Raw genomic sequence first — 22,793 nt, 5'->3', positions numbered from 1 at the left:
GGTTCAGGGCCTATACCTGCCCCTGAGGACGATCAAGAGGGGACAGTGCCATGGCCAATCCAACCGCAGCGATGCTGGTGATCGGGGATGAAATCCTGTCGGGTCGCACCCGCGATGCGAATATGCATTTTCTGGCGCAGGAACTGACCAAACACGGCATCGACCTGAAAGAGGTCCGCATTGTCAGCGATGACGCCCCTGCCATCGAAGCGGCCGTCAAAGCGCTGTCCGACGCTTATGACAATGTCTTCACCAGCGGCGGCATCGGCCCGACCCATGATGATATCACGGCCGATTGCATTGCCCGCGCTTTCGATACACCCATTGATGTGCGCGATGATGCGCGCGCGCTGTTGCAGTCTCATTACGACAAATCCGGGCTGGAACTGAATGCCGCCCGCCTGCGCATGGCGCGTATTCCGGACGGTGCGACGCTGATCGAAAATCCGGTTTCGACGGCGCCCGGGTTCACGCTTGCAAATGTGCATGTCATGGCAGGTGTGCCGTCGGTTTTCCAAGCGATGGTGGCGAGCGTTTTGCCAACATTGACCGGAGGCCGCCCTTTGCTGTCGCAAACTCTGCGTGTGGACCGCGGAGAAGGTGATATCGCCGCAAACCTGGCGGCCTTGGCCGAAGATTTCAGCGACCTGTCCATCGGGTGCTATCCGTTTCAGATCAACGGTGCCTTCGGGGCCAATGTGGTTGTGCGCGGCACCGACGGAGGCCGGATCGACGCGGCCACCACTCGCCTGGCGAAAGAGCTTGAGCTTTGAGCGATAACTGGGCGGAAATAGTCGACGGAACATGGCCCGCCGCACGCTATCAGCGGCTTGGCCCGTTTCTGCTGCGTGAGGGGCAGGGCGGAGGGTCGCGCGTGTCTGCGGCCAGTGCATTGGGCCCGGCCAATGAAGACGATATCGACGCCGCCGAGGCCGCGATGCTGGCCATGGGGCAAAACCGCATCTTCTGCCTGCGGCCCGGGGATGAAGCCCTGGATGCAATGCTGGCCCAGCGGGGATACGACATTCTTGACCCGGTCAACATATATGTCTGCGCCGTCTCTCGGCTGATCGATCAGCCGATCCCACCGGTCATGGTGTTTTCAATCTGGGAACCGCTTGAGATCATGCGCGAAATCTGGGCCTCGGGCGGGATCGGACCCGAGCGGATCGCGGTGATGGAACGTGCCAAGGGCCCCAAGACAGGATTTTTGCTGCGTCACAACGACAAACCCAGCGGCGTGGCTTTTGTGGCGATGCATGCAGACACTGCGATGGTCCACGCGCTGGAAGTGTTGCCCGAACACCGTCGTCAGGGATTGGGCCACTGGACCATGCGCGCGGCGGCATTCTGGGCGCGTGATCACGGTGCGCAGAACCTCAGCGTGATCTGCACCAAGGCCAATGAGGGCGCCAACGGTCTTTATCGTGCCCTCGGGATGGAGATCGCGGGCGAATACCATTACCGTCATCTTGTCTGAACCGAAGAGGCCGCCGTGACACAGAAAGACATGCCTACCGCGCTGAACCTGCCCATGGTCGATCCGCTGCCGCCGGAAACGCAGAAATACTTTGATATCTGTGTCGAAAAACTGGGCATGGTGCCGAATGTGCTGAAAGCCAACGCATTCGATATCGACAAGCTGAACGCCTTCACCGCGATGTATAACGACCTGATGCTGGCTGACAGCGGGCTGACCAAACTGGAACGCGAGATGATCGCGGTCGTCGTCTCGTCGATCAACAAATGCTTCTACTGTCTGGTCGCCCATGGGGCGGCTGTGCGTCAGCTTTCGGGCAATCCGCAACTGGGCGAAATGCTGGTGATGAACTATCGCGTCGCCCCGCTGGAGCCGCGTCAACGGGCGATGCTGGACTTTGCCGCAAAGATGACTACCGCCAGCGCCGAGATTGAAGAGCCCGACCGCCAGCGCCTGCGCGATGCAGGCTTTTCCGACCGCGACATCTGGGACATCGCCAATGTCGCCGGGTTTTTCAACATGTCAAACCGGGTCGCCAGCGCGACGGCGATGGTGCCCAACGAAGAATATCACGCACAGTTTCGATGATCCGCGCCGCCGCCCTTGTTGCCCTGCTGATGACAGGACCTGTTGCCGCGCAGGACCTGACCCTGCCGGCCAGTGCCCGACAGATCAGCGACCGAACATCGCCACTGGACAGCTATGACCTGCCGACGGGGTCTTATGCAAATGGCTCGGTTCCCGCAGAAACGCGCGAAGGGCGGGTGGAGCGCTATACGTGGCGGCTTCAGGCGGGGTCGAGCACGACATTGCAGCTGCTGGCACCGTTGCGGGATCAGATCGAGGCGCAGGGCTACAAGATCCTGTTCGAATGCGACGCGCGGGTTTGCGGTGGTTTCGACTTTCGCTTTGGCACCGAAGTCGTGCCAACCCCAGACATGTATGTCGCCATTCAGGATTACCGGTTTTTGTCGGCCACCAAGGGGCCGGTTGCCCTTAGCCTGCTGGTCAGCCGCAACCCGCCGGATGGCTATGTGCAGATGATCCGGGTCACACCCCAGGACGCGCCGGGCCCGGACCCTGTGGTGGTAGAGCAAGCCGTGGAAGGCTCGGTCGGGGTGTTGGAGGCCTTGGCGACAACGGGCCACGTGATCTTGGATGACCTGCATTTTCCGACGGGCGAGGTTGCCCTGGGCGAAGGGCCGTTTGACTCGCTGACCTTGCTGGCCGGATACTTGACCGCCAACCCGAACACACGCCTGGCGTTGGTGGGGCACACTGACGATACCGGTGCCTTACAGGCAAATATTGCGGTCAGCAAAAGCCGGGCCGAGGCGGTGCGAACCCGCCTGATCGATGCGCATGGCGTGGCACCCGACCGGATCGAAGCGCAGGGTGTTGGCTATCTGTCTCCGCTCACATCGAATGCAACTCCGGAAGGGCGCGATCTCAACCGTCGGGTCGAAGCCGTATTGCTGGTCAACTGACCCACCACAGGTACAGCGGCAATCCGACGGTGATGTTGAACGGAAACGACACCCCCAGCGACAAGGTCAGATAGATCCCGGCCTCGGCCTTTGGAAGGGCGATCTTCATCGCGGCGGGAACCGCGATATACGAAGCCGAGGCTGACAGCACCATGAACAGGAACAAGCTGCCCTGTGGCAAGCCGATCACGGCACCTGCCGCCCAGGCCATAAATGCGCCGATCAGGGGCATCAAAACACCAAAGGCGAACAGGCCAACCGACAGCTTGTCTCGGTTGCTGATCAGGCTGCGCCCTGCCGACAAGCCCATATCCAGCAGAAACAGGCACAGGATTCCGGTGAAAGGCGTCACAATGAAGGGCGCGATCATCTGCATGCCTTCACCACCGGTGATGGCTCCGATCAGGAAGGCACCGGTAAGCAGAACGATCGAGCCGTTGGCCAGCAGATCGCGCCACAGCTTGTCATCCTTGACGCCATTGCTTCCGGTCTTGTGCGCCAACCAAAGCGCCGACAGGATTGCAGGCACCTCCATCGCAGCCGCAACGGCCACCATGAATCCGTCATGGGTCAGCCCCACCAGATCCAGCAAACTGGTAGCTGTAACAAAGGTGACGATCGAGATCGAACCATAGTGCCCTGCCACCGCTGCCGCGTTCAGCGCATCCAGGCGTGTCATCACCCTGAGCAGGCCAAAGGCCACGAATGGGATGGCAAAGGACAAGGCGACACCGCCCAGCAGCGTCAGGAACAGTTGCAGATGAATGCCATGCGCGGCCAGACTGGCACCGCCTTTGAACCCGATGGCCAGCAGCAGGTAAAGCGACATGAACTTGGCCGCGCCCGCCGGAATGGACAGGTCACTGCGTACAAAGGCCGCCAGAAGCCCAAGAGCAAAAAACAGTATGGTCGGCACCAGCAGGTTGCTGGACAGTGTCTCGATCACTCCGGGCATAATTGACTCCTGATCCCTCGTTTTCGGGTTAGGTGCCTTGCAAAACTGATTTCGCCAAATACTATCTTTCTAAGTTATAAATAGTTTTAGGCTATGCAATGCGCCCGACATTACGACAGTTGGAATACATCGTTACGGTCAGTCGCCTTGGGCGATTCAGTTTGGCAGCCGAGGTGCTGAATGTCAGCCAGCCCAGCCTGTCGACGCAAATTGCGACTGTAGAACAAGAGCTTGGCGTTCGGATCTTTGAGCGTAACCGTGGTGGTATCCAGGTGACGGCGAAGGGAGAAGAGTTCATCTTGCGCGCACAGAAGATCCTGGCAGAGGTCAAGGACCTGCGCCACGCCATGTCGAACGATATGCCCGTCGGAGGACGATTGCGACTGGGGGTTTTGCCTTCGATCGGGCCTTATCTGTTGCCGCAAGCCATCAAACAGGTGCACCGGATTCGCCCCGGATTGCGCATTGTGGTGCGCGAGGAAAACACACTGGATCTGGAACAGGGTCTGAAATCCGGTCGCTTTGATCTGATATTGTCCACGCCCGAAGACCATCCGAATACCGTGCAACACCGGTTGTTCAACGAACCTCTTTGGGTCGCGGTTGCCGTTGATGACGTTCTGGCGCGGGATTTGCAGGGTGTCAGCGCCACCGATCTTCAGAACCGGATCTTCCTCACCCTGGATCAAAGCCACCGCCTGTCGCGCATCGTCTATGCATTGGCGGCGGAATGCGGTGGGGTTGTTTCGGATGAGTATGAAGGCACGACGCTTGATTCCATTGTTCTGATGGCGGCTTCGGGTGTTGGTGTTGCGGTACTGCCTGATCTTTATGCTCGCAGACAGGGGATCTACCGCGACGAGGTGCGCTTGCGACCGCTGTCCATCGCCAATGCAAATCGCGATATCGCCCTGTTGGCACGTAGTTCCGAAACCCCACCGCCGGGTCAGAATGTGCTGACGGACAGCTTGCGCACTTCCGCCCGGTCCATGGGACTTTCAGTAATCGACCCTTAAAAAAAGGCCCGCACTTTTACATGCGGGCCAAAGGTTGGTCTTCAGGGAGAAATTACCAGTCCATCGGACCCTTCCCGTGGAAGGAATCGACGAGGAAATCGATGAAGGCCCGTACTTTGGGTTGCGTAAAGCGGCCCGGCGGGTAGACGGCGTAAACGCCTTGAACTTCGTCAGGCAGGGACGGCATTGCATCGACAACCAGCCCGGCCTTCAAGGCTTCAGCGTAAAGATAGCTGGGCAGATAGGCGATACCCAGGCCGGAAACCGCCGCGTTCAACAGGGATTGGCCATCATTGACACTCAACCACCCGGCGGTACGAACCTGACGTTTTTCGCCGGATGGCGCGGTCAGTTTCCAGACATTGCCCGAGGATTGGCTGGAATAATGCAGCAGCTTGTGTTCGTTCAGATCATCGATCTTCTGCGGCCGGCCGAACCTTTCGACATAACTGGGCGCGGCGACCATGCGTTTGACCGTCTCGGTCAGTTTGCGGGCGCGCAGTGTACTGTCTTCCAGCTCACCAATACGCACGGCCACGTCAAATCCTTCGGAAATCAGCTCGACATAGCGGTTGTTCAAAACCATGTTCACAGTGATGTCGGGGTAGGCTGCAAGGAACTCGGACAGAACAGGTGACAGGTGATTGACGCCGAAATCCGTGGCAACGCTGATGCGCAAAAGACCAGACGGGGCCGATTGCATTGACGTGACCAATGAATCCGCTTCTCCGGCATCATTCAACACGCGCCGCGCGCGGTCATAATAGGCCAGCCCGATTTCCGTTGGTGAAACCCGGCGCGTGGTGCGGTTCAACAGCCGCGCTCCCAGGCGCGCCTCAAGGCTTGATACGTGTTTGGACACAGCTGATTTGGAGATGCCCATCTTTTTGGCCGCATCGGTGAAGCCACCCTGGTCCACCACATTGGCGAAGGCTTCCATTTCGGTCAGTCGGTCCATACTCGTTCCCCAGATCTTGATTTCCGTCCTGACTATGGCGCTGAATCTGGGCGGAAACGGGGCAGACATGGGATAATATCAGGGATTTGAATCGGATCGTTTGCGTATGGGAAACGTAGAAACAGTGGTTTCCAAACGCGCCTCAGGCATTGTGATGCTGTGTTTTTCAGACAATCGCGCTAAGATCTCACATTGAGAATGGCATTTTTGTGACCAGGGAGGAGATCATGAGAACCTTTTTCGCCATTGCTGCGCTTTGCCTTTCGGTGGGCTTTGCGCATGCCGGAGGAGAGACCCCATCGAATCCTGATGCAAAGGTCTATTTCGTCAACCTGTCGGATGGCGATACCGTGCAATCACCGGTCACGGTTGTCTTTGGCCTAAGCGGCATGGGCGTCGCGCCCGCCGGAACCGAGAAAGAAAACACCGGGCACCACCACCTGTTGCTTGACCGTCCCCCGCTCGGTGAAGGCGAGGATGGCGCGGATGAGTTGGCAAATGGTTTGCCCGCCGACGATAATCACATGCACTTCGGAGGCGGTCAGACCGAAGTAACGCTGGATCTGGCGCCGGGCCAACACACCCTGCAATTGGTTCTGGGCGACGCCGGGCATGTGCCGCATTCCTCGCCGATTGTATCCGAGGTGATCACGATCACCGTGGAATAGCCGCAGGTCGTTGAAACCGTCCGTTCGGTTCATGTGATGGAAAGGCATTTACATTTTCGGCGCACTTAGTGAATCTGCCTGCATTTGCAGGGGGGTAATAATGTCGCTGGAATTCTTCGTCACATCATTGATTGTTGTTTTGCTGCCGGGTACCGGCGTCATCTATACTTTGGCTGTCGGTCTTGGGCGCGGGTTTCGCGCAAGTCTCGCCGCAGCCTTCGGATGCACACTTGGGATCGTTCCGGCGGCCTTGGCCAGCATCATCGGACTTGCAGCCTTGCTGCACACCAGTGCCGTCGCGTTTCAACTCATCAAATATCTTGGCGTCTTGTACTTGTTCTACATGGCATGGGGTATCCTGAAGGACGGCGGTGCCATGGATGTCGCGGCGGAGAAATCCGCAAAAAGCGACTTTGGAATTGCCGTGACAGGAACGCTGATCAACGTTTTGAACCCAAAGTTGTCGCTATTCTTCCTGGCCTTTCTGCCTCAATTCCTGCCGGCGAGTGCAGCAAATGCAGGAATGGAATTGGCCAAACTGGCGCTGGCCTTCATGGCCATGACATTTCTTGTTTTTGTCGGGTATGGCGCATGCGCCGCACTGGCGCGGGACTATGTGATCCGGCGCCCTGCTGTGATGGCGTGGATAAAGCGGTGTTTCGCAACCGCTTTTGGTGCCTTGGGTGCAAAGCTCGCGCTGTCGGACTGAAGACACTCTGAACGAGTGGCTTCAGAACTCCGCGGCAAGGCGTGTGCCCTGATTGATTGCGCGTTTGGCGTCCAGTTCCGCGGCCACATCCGCGCCGCCGATCACATGCGGGGTGATCCCGCGTTCGATCAGCGCGTCGGCCAGCGACCGCTCGGGCACCTGTCCTGCACACAGAACGATCGTATCCGCCTTGATGACGGTCGGATCGGCTCGCTCTTCTCCGAACGAGACATGCAGCCCCTCGTCGTCGATGCGTTCATAGTTCACGCCGCCGACGAAGTTGACATCCTTCATCTTCAGCGTGGCGCGGTGGATCCAGCCGGTGGTCTTGCCCAGCCCCTTGCCATGCGCCTGCTTCTTGCGTTGCAACAGCGTGACCTGCCGCTTGGGCGCCTCGGGCTGCGGGCCTTCGGGCGCCAGGCCTGCGCGGTGCTGCTCGGGGTCGGCGACGCCCCATTCCTTCATCCACAAGGGCAGGTCGGTGGTGGGCGAGTGGCCTTCCTCCAACAGGTATTCCGACACGTCGAAGCCGATGCCGCCCGCGCCGATCACGGCCACCGATTTGCCCACCGGGGCCTTGTCGCGCAGCACGTCGATATAGTTCACGACATTGTCGCTGTCCTCGCCCGGGATCTGCGGGTCGCGCGGGTTGACGCCCGTGGCGATCACCACCTCGTCGAACCCGACCAGATCGTCGGCGCCGACTTTGCGGCCCAGTTCGACCTTGACGCCCAGATCGTTCAGCATGGTGCGGTACCAGTCCACCAAGCCCCAGAACTCTTCCTTGCCCGGCACCTGCTTGGCCATGTTCAGCTGGCCGCCGATCTCGTCGGCTTTGTCAAACACGGTCACGTCATGGCCGCGCTCCGCCGCCGTCATCGCCGTGGACAGGCCCGCCGGCCCCGCGCCCACGATGGCCACGCGCTTGGGCGTGGCGGCCTTTTCGATCACCAGCTCGGTCTCGTGGCAGGCGCGCGGGTTCACCAGGCAGGAGGTCAGTTTGCCGCTGAAAGTGTGATCCAGACAGGCCTGGTTGCAGGCGATGCAGGGCGCGATCCTGGCCGAGTCACCTGCCATCGCCTTGGCTACGAAATCCGCATCCGCCAGCATCGGCCGCGCCAGAGAGACCATGTCGGCACAGCCCTCGGCCAGCACCTGCTCGGCCACCTCGGGCGTGTTGATCCGGTTCGAGGTGATGACCGGAATCCCCACCTTGCCCATAAGCTTCTTCGTCACCCAGGCAAAGGCCCGGCGGGGCACCGATGTGGCGATGGTCGGAATCCGCGCCTCGTGCCAGCCGATGCCGGTGTTGATGATCGTGGCCCCGGCCTTTTCGACCGCTTGCGCCAGTTGCACCACCTCTTCGAAGGTCGAACCATTGGGTACAAGGTCGATCATCGACAGCCGGTAGATGATGATGAAATCGGTGCCCACCGCCTCGCGGGTGCGGCGCACGATTTCCAGTGGCAGGCGCATCCGGTTCTCATAGGACCCGCCCCAACGGTCTGTGCGCTTGTTGGTGTGGGTCACCAGAAACTGGTTGATGAAATACCCCTCGGACCCCATGATCTCGACACCGTCATAGCCCGCCTTTTGGGCCAGCACGGCGGCGTTGACGATGTCGCTGATCTGCTTCTCGATGCCGTCCTCGTCCAGTTCGTTGGGGGGGAAGGGCGAGATCGGCGACTTCACCGGGCTGGGCGCCACGCATTTCGGCCCATAGGCATAGCGACCCGCATGCAGGATCTGCATCGCGATCTTGCCGCCCGCCTGATGCACACGGTCGGTGACGACGGAATGATTGGCCACGTCCTTGTCGCTGGTCATCATTGCAGCCCCCGGCAGGACCGAGCCTTCGAGGTTCGGCCCGATGCCGCCCGTGACCATCAGCGCCACGCCACCGCGCGCGCGGGCGGCATAGAACTCAGCCACCCGGTTCCAGTCGCCGGTTTCCTCCAGCCCTGTATGCATCGAGCCCATCAGGACCCGGTTCTTCAACGTGGTAAAGCCCAGATCCAGTGGTGCCAGCATGTTTGGGTACACAGTCATGGCAAAACTCTCCCTCCTGAATTTGCGTGATAGATTGACGTTCGCGTAAACTTTGTCACGCGAAACCCCACGTCACCCTCTTTGCTGTTGCGCCGGTGATTGCTAGAGGTGGGCGAAACAACACGATGAGGCCGCGCATGACCCCCGAAGAAATTGCCAAACTGCCCTATCGCCCCTGCGTCGGGCTGATGCTGATGAACGATCAGGGCCAGATCTTCGTCGGCCAGCGCAACGACCGGTTCGAGGACGCCTGGCAGATGCCACAAGGCGGCGTGGACAAGGGCGAAGACCCTCGTGATGCGGCCTTGCGAGAGCTGTTGGAAGAAACCGGTGTAACCGGTGATCTTGTGGAAATCGTGGCCGAGACCGAGGGCTGGCTGCCCTATGACCTGCCGCATGACATCGTGCCCAAGATCTGGAAAGGCCGGTATCGTGGGCAGGAGCAGAAATGGTTCCTGATGCGGTTTCTGGGAACCGACGACCAGATCGACATCCAGACGGATCACCCCGAGTTCACCCGCTGGAAATGGCAGGACTCCGATCGCCTGATCGCCGAGATTGTGCCCTTCAAACGCGAGGTCTACGAGCGCGTCATGGAGGCCTTTCGTGGGTATCTGCGCTAAAAAGGGCTGCGACAGCTCCGTGCCGGCGTCCCGACTCAGGCATTCTGTTTTGCGTAGACAGGCGTGCCGTCGGGCTCATAGCCGATGACCCCCGGCTCCCACCACCAGATCGGGTTTGCCTTGAAACTGTCGCGCGCATCCAGCCGGTCGAGCAGCGCCGAAACCTTGCCGTATTGGTCCAGTTTCAGGTCGACACCAAGCGGCCTTGCCTGCACGAAACGCACATGGGCGGCCAGAAAGATATCCTGCATCGACAGGTAGCTCGGCACGAAACCGTCCTCGCCGCTCAGCCGGTCTTCCAGCCAGCCCAGGATATGGGTCAGCTTCTCGGCCGACCGCTGCAGATGCGCGTTCTGGTCCACGCTCACGCCGGACCATTTCATTTGCGAGATGGTCGTGGCCGCGTAGCCGAAGGTCTGGATGGTCGAGAATACAAGCTTGTCCTGCCACTGCGCGCCCCCGGGCCGAAAGGCAAAGGGTGCCAGCTTGGGCGCGGCCTGCGGCCTGTCCGGATAGGTCGACAGCAGGTATTCGACGATGGTGCCGCTTTCCCACAGCACAAGATCGCCGTCCCAGAATGTCGGCACCTGCAATGTCGGAGTCGCCTGCGCGCGTTGCTCGGCGCTGGGCGTGGTGATTTCCTCTCGCCTTTCGTAATCCAGCGAAAGTTCGTCCAGAACGATCCTGACCGCCCTTGCAAATGGCGATCCCGTCGTGAACAGCAGTGCTCTCATGACACCCCCCCCCTTTTTAATGCGAAAAGCATAACGCTGTCAGAGCTAGCCCTGCCAGCAAAAAAGGGCTTCGCGGCCCGGTGTTCAGGCCGCGCTCGCAGGGTCGAGCCGAATTTTTTCCCGAAGAAAGGCGCGGGAAACCCGCGTCCTCAAACCAACCCTTCTTCCCTCAGCAGCTCCAGCATGTTCGCCTCGGGGCGGGGGCCGATATGGCTGATGACCTCGCGGGCGCAGGCATTGCCGATGCGGGCGCAGGTCTCGTAATCGCGTCCCGTCGCCATGCCGAACAGGAACCCGGCGGCAAACTGGTCGCCGGCACCTGTTGCGTCAACGGGGACGACCTTCTCGACCGGTACGTCAATGCGAGCATCGCCGTTCATAACCGTCACCCCGTCACCCGAACGGGTGCAGACCACCAGCGGGCAGATCGCCGACGTACGCCGCAGCGCCTCTTCCAGGTCGTCGGTCTCGAACAGGGATTTGATCTCGGCCTCGTTGCCGATCACGAAATCCAGCTCGTTTTCAATCAGCAGCAGGAAATCCACCCGATGCCGTTCCACACAGAATGGGTCGGAAATGGCAATCCCGGCCTTGCCGCCACCCTTGTGACAGGCACGTGCGGCCTCAAGGAATGCCGCCTTGCCTTTTTCCTTGTCGAACAGATACCCCTCGAGAAACATGATCTGGCTGTTTCCTGCGACCTCATCCGGAACGTCCTGAGACGACAGTTCCGAGGAAATGCCCAGATAGGTGTTCATCGACCGCTCGCCATCAGGCGAGACAAAGATCATCGAGCGTGACGTGGGCAATTCGCCACCCGGAACAGGCGGGTTCACGAAGTCGACGCCATCTTCGTTCATCGCATCTGCATAGAACCGGCCCAGAGCGTCATCGTGTACCCGGCCGATAAACGCTGCATCCAGCCCAAGAGCGCCTGCGCCCGCAATTGTATTAGCTACTGAGCCGCCCGGCGTTTGAACTCGGCTTTCCATCGAGGCGTACAGCACCTCGCCGCGTTCCTGTTCGATCAACTGCATGATGCCTTTTTCGATGCCCATCAGCTCCAGAAAGCTGTCATCGGCCTGGGAAATCACGTCCACAACGGCATTTCCGATGCCGGTCAGTTGATAAGTCTTCATAGGGTTTTGTCCTCGAATTGGCAGAGATCACGGATGATGCAGGTCGGGCATTGCGGCTTGCGCGCCTTGCAGTGGTACCGGCCATGCAGGATCAGCCAGTGATGCGCATGAAGTTGAAAGTCAGCGGGAATATTGTCTTCGATGGCGCGTTCGACCGTGTCCACATCCTTGCCGGGGCAAATACCGGTGCGGTTGCCGACGCGAAAGATATGGGTGTCCACCGCCTGCGCCGGTTGCCGCCACCACATGTTCAGAACCACGTTGGCCGTCTTGCGGCCCACACCCGGAAGGGATTGCAGGGCAGCCCGGGAATTGGGAACCTCGCCACCATATTCGTCAACCAGGATACGGCTGAGCTTGATGACGTTCTTGGCCTTCTGGCGGAACAAGCCAATGGTCTTGATGTGCTCGATCAGGCCGTCCTCGCCCAGTTCCAGCATCTTTTGCGGCGTGTCGGCGATCTTGAACAACTCGCGCGTCGCCTTGTTGACGCCCGCATCCGTGGCTTGCGCCGAAAGGGCCACGGCGACGACCAGAGTATAGACGTTCACATGCTCCAGCTCTCCCTTGGGTTCCGGGTCGGCCTCTTGAAAGCGCGTGAAAATCTCGCGGATCGTATGATAGTCGAGTTGCTTTGCCATCCGGGCCTTAATGCCGTCCACCGCGCCCTGACACAAGCACAAAGCCAATGCGCAAGTTCCGGGTCGCGACAGCGTGGCCGGCGCGCTATGGTTTTGTCAGATGATGAGGTGGAACCATGAACGTCCAGACCCCAGAAAGCGGTTATCATTACAACGTCATGCGCCGGGCAATCGAGTTGATCGATCAGGGCGGTGAAGGCCTGAGCCTTGATGAACTGGCCCGCCAGATGGATATGAGCCCGGCCCATTTCCAGCGTTTGTTCTCGCGTTGGACCGGAGTGTCACCGAAACGGTATCAACAATACCTGACGCTGGGCCATGCGAAGGCATTGTTGCGTGAACGGTTTACGACATTGGAAACGGCCCACAATGTGGGCCTGTCCGGCAGCGGGCGTCTGCATGATCTGTTCCTGAAGTGGGAATCGATGAGCCCCGGCGAATATGCCCGCAAGGGCGAAGGCCTGACGATCTATTGGGGGTGGTTCGAATGTCCCTTTGGCCCTGCGCTGGTCATGGGGACCGACAAGGGCATCTGCGGCATCGCCTTCGGGGCCGAGACCGGCGAAGAGGCCGCGATGGAAGACATGATCTCGCGTTGGCCCAAGGCAACGTTCGTCGAAGATCCGATGCGCCTGCGTCCTTGGGTGCTGAGTGCTTTTGGCGCTGCCAGCGACCGGTTGGAGCCGACACCGCTTTTCCTGATCGGATCACCTTTGCAAATCAAGGTGTGGGAAGCGCTGATGCATATCCCGTCCGGGCAGGTCACGACCTATTCCGAGATCGCCCAGCGAGTCGGCTCGCCGCAAGCCGTTCGCGCCGTGGGAACGGCAGTTGGCCGCAACCCGGTCAGTTGGTTGATCCCCTGCCATCGGGCATTGCGCAAATCAGGTGGTCTGGGGGGCTATCACTGGGGCTTGCCTGTCAAGCGTGCCATGCTGGCCTATGAGGCGGCGCAGGCAGACGCCTGATTGACATACGGCCCGGCCGCTGCCAAAAGGCACCTCAGGTTCGGGTCCCCTGCCGTTCGCGGCCATTGGCTTTGGTGAAACCCGGTTTGAAAAGCATCTGTTGCCCTTTCCCGGCGCGCGGATGGAAATGCGAGCCCCGTCCTGACTTCGCGCCCGTTCAAGGAAACGAGGCACATGATGACACGATCCCGAACCGTTGCTCCGGTTGAAGAGCTGAAAGCGCAGGCGAGACGCCTGCGGGAAGACTTGAAAACGAAGGGCGTTTCGCTGTCGCACAGTGCGGCATTGGAACTGCTGGCCCATCAGCATGGCGTTCGAGACTGGAACACCTTGCACGCAATGGCCGGAAACCGGATGCATCTGCGCGTGGGTGATCGGGTCGAAGGGCGCTATCTGGGTCAGGCGTTCACGGCCGAAATTCGCGGTCTGACCATGCTTGGCGATGGCGCGCGTCGCCGAGTGACCCTGCATTTCGATACGCCGGTAGATGTGGTGCGCTTTGACAGCTTTTCTGCATTTCGACAGCGCGTCACCGGAGAGATTGGGTGGGACGGTCAATCCCGGCGCCGCACGTCCGATGGCGTGCCCCAGCTTGTAGTGCGGCCCCTATAGGGGGTTGCGGGCGGGGCCAACCGTGTTGCCCCGCCCGATCTGTCTGCTTAGCAGGTAAAGTTACTCTGCCGCCCAACCACCGACAGCTTTGATCTCGAGGAAGTCCTCAAGCCCAAAGACGCCGCCTTCACGCCCGTTGCCGGATTGCTTCATGCCGCCGAACGGTGAGCCCGCGCTGCGCGATTGTCCGTTCATTTCGACCATGCCCGAGCGCAGCGCCCGCGCCATGCGATTGGCACGCGCGCTGTCCTGCGTCTGAACATAGTTGGTCAGGCCATAGGGTGTATCATTGGCGATTTCGACAGCCTCTTCTTCGGTGTCGAAGGGGATCATGGTCAGAACCGGGCCAAAGATTTCTTCGCGGGCGATGGTCATCTGGTTGTTTGCATCGGCAAAGACCGTGGGGCGGACATAGTAGCCCTTGTTCAGCCCCTCTGGCCGTCCGGTGCCACCTGCGACCAGCCGCGCCCCTTCATCGATGCCTTTCTGGATCAGGTCCTGAATCTTGGTCCACTGAACTTCATTCACCACCGGTCCGATATGACGGCCTTCCTCTGAGGCAGGGCCAACCTTGACCATGTTTGCAACCTCGGCCGCGGTTTCCACAGCCTTGTCATAGATCGGGCGTTGCACCAGCATCCGGCTGGGGGCGTTGCAGCTCTGGCCGGTGTTTTGCATCATGTGCAGCACCCCACGCTTAACCGCTTTTTCGTCCGCGTCCTCAAAGATGACGTTGGCCCCTTTGCCTCCAAGCTCAAGATGTACTTTCTTGAGGGTATCTGCCGCATTTTTGGAAATCGCGGTGCCTGCGCGGGTCGAGCCGGTGAAGCTGACCATGTCCACATCCGGATGGCCCGAAAGTTGCGAACCAACACCCGCGCCGTCGCCGTTGACCAGATTGAACACACCGGGCGGGAAGCCTACCTCGTCCATCATCTCGGCAAAGATCATCGCGTTCAGCGGGCTTTGTTCCGACGGTTTCAGCACCATGGTGCAGCCCGCAATCGCAGCAGCCCCAACCTTGAGCGTGATCTGGTTCATCGGCCAGTTCCACGGCGTGATCAAAGCGGCAACGCCAACCGCCTCGTAAATGATGCGATCATTCGGCGCATGATCCCCCAGCGGGCGTTCAAATTCAAACGACCTGGCGGCGCGGATGAAGTTCTTCAGGTGATAGATGCCGGCACCCGCCTGCGCCGAGCGCGCCAGATCGATCGGGGCGCCCATTTCCAGCGACATCGCCTGCGCCAGATCCTCTGCCCGGGCTGCATAGAGTTCGACCAGTTTTTCCACCAGCGCGATGCGGGTTTCCACTGGCGTGGCCATCCAGCCCGGCAGGGCGGCCTTGGCCGCGGCAACGGCCGCATTCGTGTCGGCTTCGGTGCCAAGCGAGATCACGGCGCAGGGGTCTTCGGTTGACGGGTTGATGACCTCGAAGTCATTGGGCTGCGATGGGGCCACCCACTGACCATTAATATAGAAATCCCGCTTTTCGATCATCCTGAGCCCTCCTGAAGGTCTGCCTGAAACCGGTTGTTCGGGGCCACTCTGTCACCCATGCACAGGCTGAGCAATAGTGAATTTGATCAAATTATTTTCTGGCAATGCCCACGAATTCCGTATCGCCAGGCGTGATGGACGGTTTAACCTGCACACAAAGTGATTAGGTTCCAAACAACCGATTCAGGTTTTTCACAGAGAAGGAGATGCCCCATGGGTTTGCGTATCAACGACACCGTTCCGAATTTCACGGCAGAAACGGATCAGGGCACCATTCAGTTTCACGACTGGATTGGCGACAGCTGGGCCATTCTGTTCTCGCACCCAAAGGATTTTACACCTGTTTGCACCACCGAGTTTTCGGCCGTTGCGCAGTTGAATGACGAATGGGCCGCGCGCAACACCAAGGTGATCGGCGTATCGGTCGATGGTGTCGAAGACCACAAAAAGTGGAAGAAGGACATCGAGGAATATGGCAAGGCCAAACCCGGCTTTCCGATCATCGCCGATGACGGTCTGGCTGTGTCCAAGGCTTTCGACATGCTGCCTGCCGAAGCATATCTGCCCGACGGCCGTACACCGGCTGACAGTGCCACGGTGCGTTCCGTCTTTATCATCGGCCCGGACAAGCAGCTGAAGCTGTCGATGACCTACCCGATGACCGTGGGCCGGAACTTTGCCGAAATTCTGCGTGCGCTTGACGGTTTGCAGATGTCGGCCAAGGGCGTTGCGACACCTGCCAACTGGGTGCCGGGTGAAGACGTGATCATCCCGCCAACCGTGTCGAACGAAGACGCCAAGGCCAAGTTTGGCGAGTTCGAAACGATCTTCCCCTATCTGCGCAAGACCAAAGCGCCGTCGTAAGCCGGTTGCCGGGTCAGGGGGGCTGTCTGCCCCCCATCGTGCCCGCTGGCACGATTCCCCCGGAGGATATTTTTTCGCCAGATGAAGCAGGCGGTTGTTGCAGTTCGGGCGACCACCGGCATATCCAGCGCGTACTGCATTTTTCGGGGTTTTCCGGGTGCTCCCGCGCCTGAGGCGCGAGGGCAAAGAGGTGCAGGAAACCGGAGAGAAACCTGACACCCGAAGCAATCAGAAATTATGGCGAAGTCCGAAATTGATGCTGAAAGTATCCAGATCGTCCTCTACGTTGCCGGTCAAAGCTCCGTTGGGGGCCAGGCGCTGCGACGAAACATCAAAGGCGCGGGCGTAACGGGCGTCAATCGTGAACGCTGTCGACGCGTTGATGTCATATGCCACACCGGCGATCAGCTGGGCGGCCAAGGTGGTGTCGGTGTCGTTCAGCGCCACACCCGGCCCGTAAGAGAATTCCAGATCCGAATAGGTGGCCCCCAGACCAAACCCGGCAAACGGTGTCAGCGCGCCGGCCTGTTTGAAATCGAACAGCAGATTGGCAAATAACGAGGTCTGCGTGACGTCGCCCGAGATATTGCCCTCGGGCCCCGGACCATTGCCGGTAAAGTTCACACCATCCACGTCGCTGTCGCGATAAGACAGTTCCAGCTCGATCCGCGTTCCGATGATATCGTTGGACCATTGCGGGATTTCCTTGCCTATCGCGAGGCCCAGTCCGAAACCTGCGTCGAATTCGGTATCGACCGATTGCGTCGCGCCACCGATCGTCCCGGTGAAATCGCTGTCCTGTAGCTGGCTGTAGCCGATGAAGCCGTGAATATAGGTGCCGTCGCCCAGGCTCTGCGCGGCAAGCGCCGTTGCGCTGATCGCCAGAGCCGAAGAGGCGAGAATGAGGCGCGTGAACATAACCATCTCCAGTGTTCCAAAGTCCGCATGCCATGGATGTGGACGAGGCTTGCCCAAAAAGAAAGGCGCCGGGCCTTCACTTCGTTTCACAGGTTTTTAGGAATGTGTGAGTGAATAGACACGAGGCTCTGCCACTGTTTCAGGGCACATCCCTGACCAACGGTTCTGACAGGAGTTCGTCGACAAAGAAACTGAGCAACTGCACCCTGCTGGAAACGCCCGCCTTTCGATAGACTGCAGCGCTTTGGGCCTTGATCGTCCCTTCTTTCGTCTGTCGCATTCCGGCGATTTCCGCGATGGAAAGACCCTTGATCGTCAGCATGGCGACGTCACGCTCAGCATCACTGAGCTTCCACTCGCTGAACTGGGTTTCGATGACCTGGGCAAAAGCCCCTTGCGCCACTTGCAGTTGCCGCTGCATGTCGCGCACCCGCCTGGACTGGGAACGGATCAGGGCGATCGTGGCGCTCAGGCCGCCGACAAGCGCCAGCGACAGAAACAGTTCGAACGAATGAAGGTTACGAAACCCTGCGCCGTCACCGCCTGTCCAATCCAGCACCGCATCCGTCATGAAAAAGGCGGCGCAGAGGGCCTGCATCACCAGAAGGAGCCAGAGCAAAGACGTTTGAGGTACTTTCATGCGGCCCCTTGGACGTTGCAGGTTCAGTCGTCGTCCTCTTCGAGCTCGATGGCTGTCACCACCCCGTCCGTGTCAGACAGAACCAGTTCAGTTTCCCCGCCATCCTTGGTGAGTTCAACCTCGATCTTCCCACCTTCGAATTCGATCTCTTCGATCTGGTACCCCTGGGCTTCAAGCGCCGTGCGGATATCGGCTTCGCTTGTGCCCAGTTTGTCGCCCAGTCCGACATTGGCCAAAGCAAGAACCGGTGCGGTTGCGATCAATCCCGTCAGTGTCAGCAGTTTCAAGGTTTCCATATCGCATCTCCTTTTTTCGTTGTGGCGATGCGGTCGAACTGGGGATGGCAGCGGACACCTGCGATTGGTTTTTGGTTGAAACAGGGCGAATGGAACCAAGGTTTATGCCATTTGCGGCCGTTTGCGCGCGTCAGGTTCAGATTGCAATCAAGTTGTGATAGTTTGTTTTGCGGAAACATACGGGCATGTGACCAACGATGTCGGGCTTTCTGACTGTCCTGAACAGGAGAAAACCATGGCTTTTACAGATTGGTACGTCGAGGGAGAAAGCTTCGGAAACTGCAACTGCGGCTATGCCTGCCCCTGCCAGTTCGAGGAATTGCCGACGCATGGCGATTGCCGCGGCTTCGAGGTGCTTGAAATATCCACCGGATATTTTGGCGAAACGGATCTGAGTGGAACCAAGGCTGCGTTGATCTATGCATGGCCCGGGCCAATATTCGAAGGTGGCGGCGAAATGCAGGTGATCGTCGACCCCGCGGCCTCACCGGCGCAGCGCGATGCGTTGGAAAAAGTCTTTCACGGCGAAGAAACCGAAGAGATGGCAACCCATTGGTACGTGTTCCGGGCCATGTGTGAGACGGTGCACGACACGCTGTACCTGCCGATCGAGCTTGAGATGGATATCGAAGGACGAACGGCCAGCGTTGCCGTTGGCGACGTTCTAAAGTCGACCGGGCGCCCGATTCAGGCCCCGCATGGTGGCGGCGAACACCGTGTACGCATCGATATTCCCGGTGGGATCGAATTCACCATTGCCGAGATCGGCAGCGCCTCGACCCGAGCCGATGCGGCGATCAAACTGGATCTGAAAGACAGCTACGGCCAGTGGCACCTGTTGAAACATGGCCCCGGTGGTGTCGCGCACTGACCTGCGGTCAGGCGGCTTTCGCGGATTCATTGGGGCGGACTTTCCAGCCCGGAACCGCCAGATCCGCCGACAGCACCCGGACTTCGAAAGGTTTGAGGACCGGCAATGCGGTCGAACCGTAACTGCCTTCACCATTGGCAAGTTCCGGGAACAGTTCGAACAGCTCGCTTCGGGTGGCGGGTGCCATTGCCCCAAGGCTGGTGTCGCCGGGGTAAAAGGACTCGGACCAGATTCCTTCGACATTCACCAACTCATGCTGATCAAAGAGGATATGAATGTACTCCACCCCAAGTGCGGGCGTTTCCTGAACGATGGTATGCCCATTGATCAGCCCCTTTGCGTGGGCCAGCATCGCCGCTTCGCAATGCATAAGCTCCATCATGGTCGAGGTCACGGCAATCCGGTGCTGTGGGGAAATGACGAGATCGCGGCTTGGGCTGTTCGACCCGAAACAGCCCGCCTTGATCCGTACAGGGGACAGGTGCGTGTTTCGCCGCAACTCAGCCGCGGACAACCGGCGCTTGCCGATCCAGCGGACCGGGCGGGCATGGCCGCCGGCGGTGATGACCGGGTCGCCGGGCTCCAGCGCCTCGACCCGGCGCAGCCCAGTTGGTGTCTGGATCAGAGATCCTGAGGTGAAACACACGAAAGAAGGCAAAGTGTCATACGCGGATGGCGGCGCGGTGCCGGCAAAACTGGTATCTGAAATCGTGTCATTCAGTTCGGCCTGACCCGAAGTGACTATGATGTAACGCGGGTTTGAAAACTGGATCAGGATGAACGTGACCGGCGCGCCATCGACCGTTCCTGTGTAGTTTTCGAAAGTACTGAAATTCTGGGTCGAGCCGGAAAAGCCGGGAAGAGACCCGAGGTCAAGTTGCGAGCTGCCATCCGGGTCGGGATCTTGCAGCAGAGCGTCATTATCCGTGACGTCGACCGAATACGCAGCAGTAATATCAACAATGCGGTTGCTGAACGGGTCTGCGCTGATTTCATAAACAGTAATCGATGCCACGGTCGAACAGCTTCCTTGAAAACGGCAATATCCCCCTTAAGGTTGAGCTAATACACGCAATAAGTGTTAATAATTGATTTACCAAAGTTGCGGCGCAGTTAACCGTCCTGCTGCCGCGCAAACAAAAAGGCCCCGGATGAAACCGGGGCCTTCCGCTGTGGGTCAGAGGGGCAGATTACTCTGCGTTTTCCTCTTTCTTTTCTTTCTTTTCCGGAACGATCTCTTCGCCGGTCTCCTGATCGACGACTTTCATCGACAGGCGCACCTTACCGCGATCGTCAAAGCCCAGAAGTTTGACTTTGACTTCCTGACCTTCTTTCAGAACATCCGACGGATGGTTCAGGCGGCGGTTTTCGATCTGGGACACGTGGACCAGACCGTCGCGCTTGCCAAAGAAGTTCACGAAGGCACCGAAGTCGACGATCTTGACCACTTTACCGGTGTAGATCTGACCTTCTTCCGGCTCGGCCACGATCGAATAGATCATGTCATAGGCCTTCTGGATCGATTCACCATCGGGCGAGGCGATCTTGATGACACCGTCGTCGTTGATGTCGACCTTGGCACCCGAAACCTCGACGATCTCGCGGATGACCTTACCGCCCGAGCCGATCACTTCGCGGATCTTGTCGGTCGGGATGTTCATGGTCTCGATGCGCGGGGCGTGGACCGAGAAATCGTTGGTCTCGGACAGGGCTTTGCCCATCTCGCCCAGAATGTGCATCCGGCCTTCCTTGGCCTGTGCCAGGGCGGTTTCCATGATCTGCGGCGTGATACCGGCAACCTTGATATCCATCTGGAGCGAGGTGATGCCGTTTTCGGTGCCCGCAACCTTGAAGTCCATGTCGCCCAGGTGGTCTTCGTCACCCAGGATGTCGGTCAGAACAGCGTACTCACCGTCATCTTCCAGGATCAGACCCATGGCCACACCGGCAACTGGCGCTTTCAGCGGAACACCTGCATCCATCATCGACAGCGAACCGCCGCAGACCGACGCCATCGAGGACGAGCCATTGGATTCAGTGATCTCCGACACCACGCGGATGGTGTAGGGGAAGTCGGTCGGTGCAGGCAGAACAGCCTGCAGCGCGCGCCATGCCAGCTTGCCGTGACCGATTTCACGACGGCCGGGCGAACCCACGCGGCCCACTTCACCCACCGAATACGGAGGGAAGTTGTAGTGCAGCAGGAAGTTCGATTTGAAGTTGCCATGCAGCGCGTCGATGAACTGCTCATCGTCACCGGTGCCCAGCGTGGTTACAGCCAGCGCCTGTGTTTCACCACGGGTGAACAGGGCAGAACCGTGGGTCCGGGGCAGAAGCGAGGTTTCCGCAACGATCGAGCGGACATCGGTGGTCGAACGACCGTCGATCCGTTTGCCGCCCCTGACGACGTCGCCACGCAGAATGCCGGCTTCCAGCTTTTTCATCGCGGAACCGAGGTTGCCGTCTTCTAGCTGCTCTTCGGTCAGCGCCTCTTTGATCGCTTCGCGGGCGGCGGCAACGGCGGCGGTGCGCTCTTGCTTGTCGGTGATCGCGAAGGCGGCGCGCATCTGCTCTTCACCGGCGGCCTTAACGGCGGCATAAAGCTCGGAGTAATCCGGCGCCTGGAAGTCAAACGGCTCTTTCGCGGCTTCTTCCGCCAGCGAGATGATCAGGTCGATGACCGGTTGGATCTGCTCATGCGCAAAGTTCACCGCACCCAGCATTTCCGCTTCGGACAGTTCGTACGCTTCCGATTCCACCATCATCACGGCGTCTTTGGTGCCGGCCACAACCAGGTCCAGACGCTGTTCGGGGTTCAGGCGCAGGTCCTGCATGTCGTCCACGGTCGGGTTCAGGACATATTCACCGTCGGTGTATCCCACGCGGCAGCCCGCGATCGGGCCCATGAACGGTGCGCCCGAGATGGTCAGAGCAGCCGAAGCAGCAATCATCGCAACGATGTCGGGATCGTTGACCAGATCGTGGCTCAGCACGGTACACATCACCAGGACTTCGTTTTTGAAGCCGTCAACGAACAACGGACGGATCGGACGGTCGATCAGACGCGCGGTCAGCGTCTCTTTCTCGGTCGGGCGCGCTTCGCGCTTGAAGAAGCCACCCGGAACCTTGCCGGCGGCATAGTATTTCTCTTGGTAATGCACGGTCAGCGGGAAAAAGTCCTGACCGGGCTTCTGTTCCTTGGCGAAGGTCACGTTGGCCATGACGCTGGTTTCGCCCAGGGTGGCAATCACGCTGCCGTCAGCCTGACGGGCAACCTTGCCGGTTTCCAGTGTAAGCGTTTCCTCGCCCCACTGCATCGATTTCTTCGTTACATCAAACATATGCGTATCCTAGATGGGAGCACTCCCGCCCCTGCGGGTCTCCCGTTTTGCGTGGCGGCCCCATTGCCGCCGACCCCAATTTATCTTCCATTCGAGTGCCGGGGTCAGGGCACAACGTCTCAGATACCGCGCGCATACATGAGAATGCGTTGGAAGGAAAGCGAAACTGCATCGGATGGCCGTTTCATGCCGGGACTGGCTTGTGCTGCCACCGGGCGCAAAAGATTCAAGCCCGAACAACGATCAACTTATCAAGCCGCTGTTGGTTCTTCAGGTCCGGGGTTACGAGAAACCGGAACAGCGTGTAGCGCTAACATATCCGCA

At 59.3% G+C, this 22,793-nt stretch carries 23 protein-coding genes and 1 pseudogene; 12 read left to right on the top strand and 12 right to left on the bottom strand.

The window, feature by feature from the left end:
- The first annotated feature begins 50 nt into the window (after positions 1-50).
- Genes GS620_RS16780 through GS620_RS16765 form a run of 4 tightly spaced genes read left to right on the top strand, consistent with a single transcriptional unit; the run spans position 51 to position 2,967 of the window.
- Positions 51-773, top strand: coding sequence for a molybdopterin-binding protein (locus tag GS620_RS16780; protein ID WP_171617025.1), 723 nt, complete (start codon positions 51-53; stop codon positions 771-773).
- Positions 770-1,480 carry a GNAT family N-acetyltransferase gene (locus GS620_RS16775; RefSeq protein WP_171617023.1) on the top strand — a complete coding sequence of 237 codons (711 nt, stop codon included), beginning with the start codon at positions 770-772 and terminating at the stop codon, positions 1,478-1,480. Before GS620_RS16780 ends, GS620_RS16775 begins: the two co-directional genes overlap by 4 nt.
- Positions 1,481-1,510: 30 nt before the next feature.
- Positions 1,511-2,068 (top strand): peroxidase-related enzyme, encoded by a 558-nt coding sequence (locus GS620_RS16770; RefSeq protein WP_152459932.1) that lies wholly within the window; start codon positions 1,511-1,513, stop codon positions 2,066-2,068.
- On the top strand, positions 2,065-2,967 hold the full coding sequence (locus tag GS620_RS16765) for an OmpA family protein (protein WP_171617021.1): 903 nt from the start codon (positions 2,065-2,067) through the stop codon (positions 2,965-2,967). Before GS620_RS16770 ends, GS620_RS16765 begins: the two co-directional genes overlap by 4 nt.
- Here GS620_RS16765 and GS620_RS16760 read toward each other — a convergent pair.
- The gene (locus tag GS620_RS16760; RefSeq protein WP_171617019.1) at positions 2,960-3,922 is read right to left on the bottom strand and encodes a sodium-dependent bicarbonate transport family permease; all 963 of its coding nucleotides are present in this window, start codon (positions 3,920-3,922) and stop codon (positions 2,960-2,962) included. The genes GS620_RS16765 and GS620_RS16760 overlap by 8 nt on opposite strands.
- A gap of 98 nt (positions 3,923-4,020) precedes the next feature.
- Here GS620_RS16760 and GS620_RS16755 point away from each other — a divergent pair, with 98 nt between their 5' ends.
- A complete protein-coding gene (locus GS620_RS16755) occupies positions 4,021-4,938 on the top strand; it encodes a hydrogen peroxide-inducible genes activator (protein WP_152459402.1) in 918 nt (305 codons plus the stop codon).
- Positions 4,939-4,990: 52 nt separating this feature from the next.
- Here the strand turns inward: GS620_RS16755 and GS620_RS16750 are convergent, their stop codons facing one another.
- Positions 4,991-5,896 (bottom strand): LysR family transcriptional regulator, encoded by a 906-nt coding sequence (locus tag GS620_RS16750; protein ID WP_152459401.1) that lies wholly within the window; start codon positions 5,894-5,896, stop codon positions 4,991-4,993.
- Between the two features lie 227 nt (positions 5,897-6,123).
- Here GS620_RS16750 and GS620_RS16745 point away from each other — a divergent pair, with 227 nt between their 5' ends.
- A complete protein-coding gene (locus GS620_RS16745; RefSeq protein ID WP_171617017.1) occupies positions 6,124-6,564 on the top strand; it encodes a DUF4399 domain-containing protein in 441 nt (146 codons plus the stop codon).
- A 100-nt stretch (positions 6,565-6,664) separates the two neighbouring features.
- Positions 6,665-7,273 carry a LysE family translocator gene (locus tag GS620_RS16740; RefSeq protein ID WP_171172022.1) on the top strand — a complete coding sequence of 203 codons (609 nt, stop codon included), beginning with the start codon at positions 6,665-6,667 and terminating at the stop codon, positions 7,271-7,273.
- A 21-nt stretch (positions 7,274-7,294) separates the two neighbouring features.
- Here GS620_RS16740 and GS620_RS16735 read toward each other — a convergent pair whose 3' ends face one another.
- Positions 7,295-9,322, bottom strand: a complete 2,028-nt coding sequence (locus tag GS620_RS16735) for an NADPH-dependent 2,4-dienoyl-CoA reductase (protein ID WP_171617015.1) — start codon at positions 9,320-9,322, stop codon at positions 7,295-7,297.
- A 137-nt stretch (positions 9,323-9,459) separates the two neighbouring features.
- On the opposite strand from GS620_RS16735, the gene GS620_RS16730 reads away from it, so the two are divergent.
- Positions 9,460-9,945, top strand: coding sequence for an RNA pyrophosphohydrolase (locus GS620_RS16730; protein ID WP_171617013.1), 486 nt, complete (start codon positions 9,460-9,462; stop codon positions 9,943-9,945).
- A gap of 35 nt (positions 9,946-9,980) precedes the next feature.
- Here GS620_RS16730 and GS620_RS16725 read toward each other — a convergent pair whose 3' ends face one another.
- From GS620_RS16725 to nth, 3 genes are all read right to left on the bottom strand, one after another.
- A complete protein-coding gene (locus GS620_RS16725) occupies positions 9,981-10,679 on the bottom strand; it encodes a glutathione S-transferase family protein (protein ID WP_171617011.1) in 699 nt (232 codons plus the stop codon).
- 149 nt (positions 10,680-10,828) lie between these two features.
- Entirely contained in the window at positions 10,829-11,818 is a 990-nt protein-coding gene (locus GS620_RS16720; RefSeq protein ID WP_171617009.1) for an adenosine kinase, read from the bottom strand.
- The gene (gene nth / locus GS620_RS16715; RefSeq protein WP_171617007.1) at positions 11,815-12,459 is read right to left on the bottom strand and encodes an endonuclease III; all 645 of its coding nucleotides are present in this window, start codon (positions 12,457-12,459) and stop codon (positions 11,815-11,817) included. Before nth ends, GS620_RS16720 begins: the two co-directional genes overlap by 4 nt.
- Before the next feature lie 116 nt (positions 12,460-12,575).
- On the opposite strand from nth, the gene GS620_RS16710 reads away from it, so the two are divergent.
- Both GS620_RS16710 and GS620_RS16705 read left to right on the top strand, forming a co-directional pair.
- On the top strand, positions 12,576-13,427 hold the full coding sequence (locus GS620_RS16710) for a bifunctional helix-turn-helix domain-containing protein/methylated-DNA--[protein]-cysteine S-methyltransferase (protein WP_171617005.1): 852 nt from the start codon (positions 12,576-12,578) through the stop codon (positions 13,425-13,427).
- A gap of 174 nt (positions 13,428-13,601) precedes the next feature.
- Complete coding sequence (locus GS620_RS16705) at positions 13,602-14,039, top strand: glyoxalase superfamily protein (RefSeq protein ID WP_371809818.1); 438 nt, start codon at positions 13,602-13,604, stop codon at positions 14,037-14,039.
- Between the two features lie 60 nt (positions 14,040-14,099).
- On the opposite strand, the gene GS620_RS16700 is transcribed toward GS620_RS16705, so the two are convergent.
- Positions 14,100-15,539, bottom strand: a complete 1,440-nt coding sequence (locus GS620_RS16700) for an aldehyde dehydrogenase family protein (RefSeq protein WP_171617003.1) — start codon at positions 15,537-15,539, stop codon at positions 14,100-14,102.
- Positions 15,540-15,752: 213 nt separating this feature from the next.
- Here GS620_RS16700 and GS620_RS16695 point away from each other — a divergent pair, with 213 nt between their 5' ends.
- The gene (locus GS620_RS16695) at positions 15,753-16,403 is read left to right on the top strand and encodes a peroxiredoxin (RefSeq protein WP_171117162.1); all 651 of its coding nucleotides are present in this window, start codon (positions 15,753-15,755) and stop codon (positions 16,401-16,403) included.
- Between the two features lie 228 nt (positions 16,404-16,631).
- On the opposite strand, the gene GS620_RS16690 is transcribed toward GS620_RS16695, so the two are convergent.
- The 3 genes from GS620_RS16690 to GS620_RS16680 all read right to left on the bottom strand — a co-directional run bounded on the left by GS620_RS16690 (position 16,632) and on the right by GS620_RS16680 (position 18,257).
- The gene (locus tag GS620_RS16690; protein ID WP_171617001.1) at positions 16,632-17,321 is read right to left on the bottom strand and encodes an outer membrane protein; all 690 of its coding nucleotides are present in this window, start codon (positions 17,319-17,321) and stop codon (positions 16,632-16,634) included.
- A 139-nt stretch (positions 17,322-17,460) separates the two neighbouring features.
- Complete coding sequence (locus GS620_RS16685) at positions 17,461-17,961, bottom strand: helix-turn-helix transcriptional regulator (RefSeq protein WP_171616999.1); 501 nt, start codon at positions 17,959-17,961, stop codon at positions 17,461-17,463.
- A 23-nt stretch (positions 17,962-17,984) separates the two neighbouring features.
- Positions 17,985-18,257 (bottom strand): PepSY domain-containing protein, encoded by a 273-nt coding sequence (locus tag GS620_RS16680; protein ID WP_171616997.1) that lies wholly within the window; start codon positions 18,255-18,257, stop codon positions 17,985-17,987.
- Between the two features lie 235 nt (positions 18,258-18,492).
- Here GS620_RS16680 and GS620_RS16675 point away from each other — a divergent pair, with 235 nt between their 5' ends.
- Positions 18,493-19,128 carry a DUF1326 domain-containing protein gene (locus tag GS620_RS16675; protein ID WP_171616995.1) on the top strand — a complete coding sequence of 212 codons (636 nt, stop codon included), beginning with the start codon at positions 18,493-18,495 and terminating at the stop codon, positions 19,126-19,128.
- A 214-nt stretch (positions 19,129-19,342) separates the two neighbouring features.
- Here GS620_RS16675 and GS620_RS22090 read toward each other — a convergent pair.
- Both GS620_RS22090 and pnp read right to left on the bottom strand, forming a co-directional pair.
- Positions 19,343-19,774 (bottom strand): annotated as a pseudogene (locus GS620_RS22090) (Hint domain-containing protein); the annotation flags it as partial.
- 544 nt (positions 19,775-20,318) lie between these two features.
- A complete protein-coding gene (gene pnp, locus GS620_RS16665; RefSeq protein ID WP_171616991.1) occupies positions 20,319-22,469 on the bottom strand; it encodes a polyribonucleotide nucleotidyltransferase in 2,151 nt (716 codons plus the stop codon).
- Positions 22,470-22,793 lie beyond the last annotated feature (324 nt).

Source organism: Ruegeria sp. HKCCD6428 (genome assembly GCF_013110595.1).
GTDB lineage: Bacteria > Pseudomonadota > Alphaproteobacteria > Rhodobacterales > Rhodobacteraceae > Ruegeria.
This window is presented reverse-complemented; position numbering and strand designations above follow the sequence as displayed.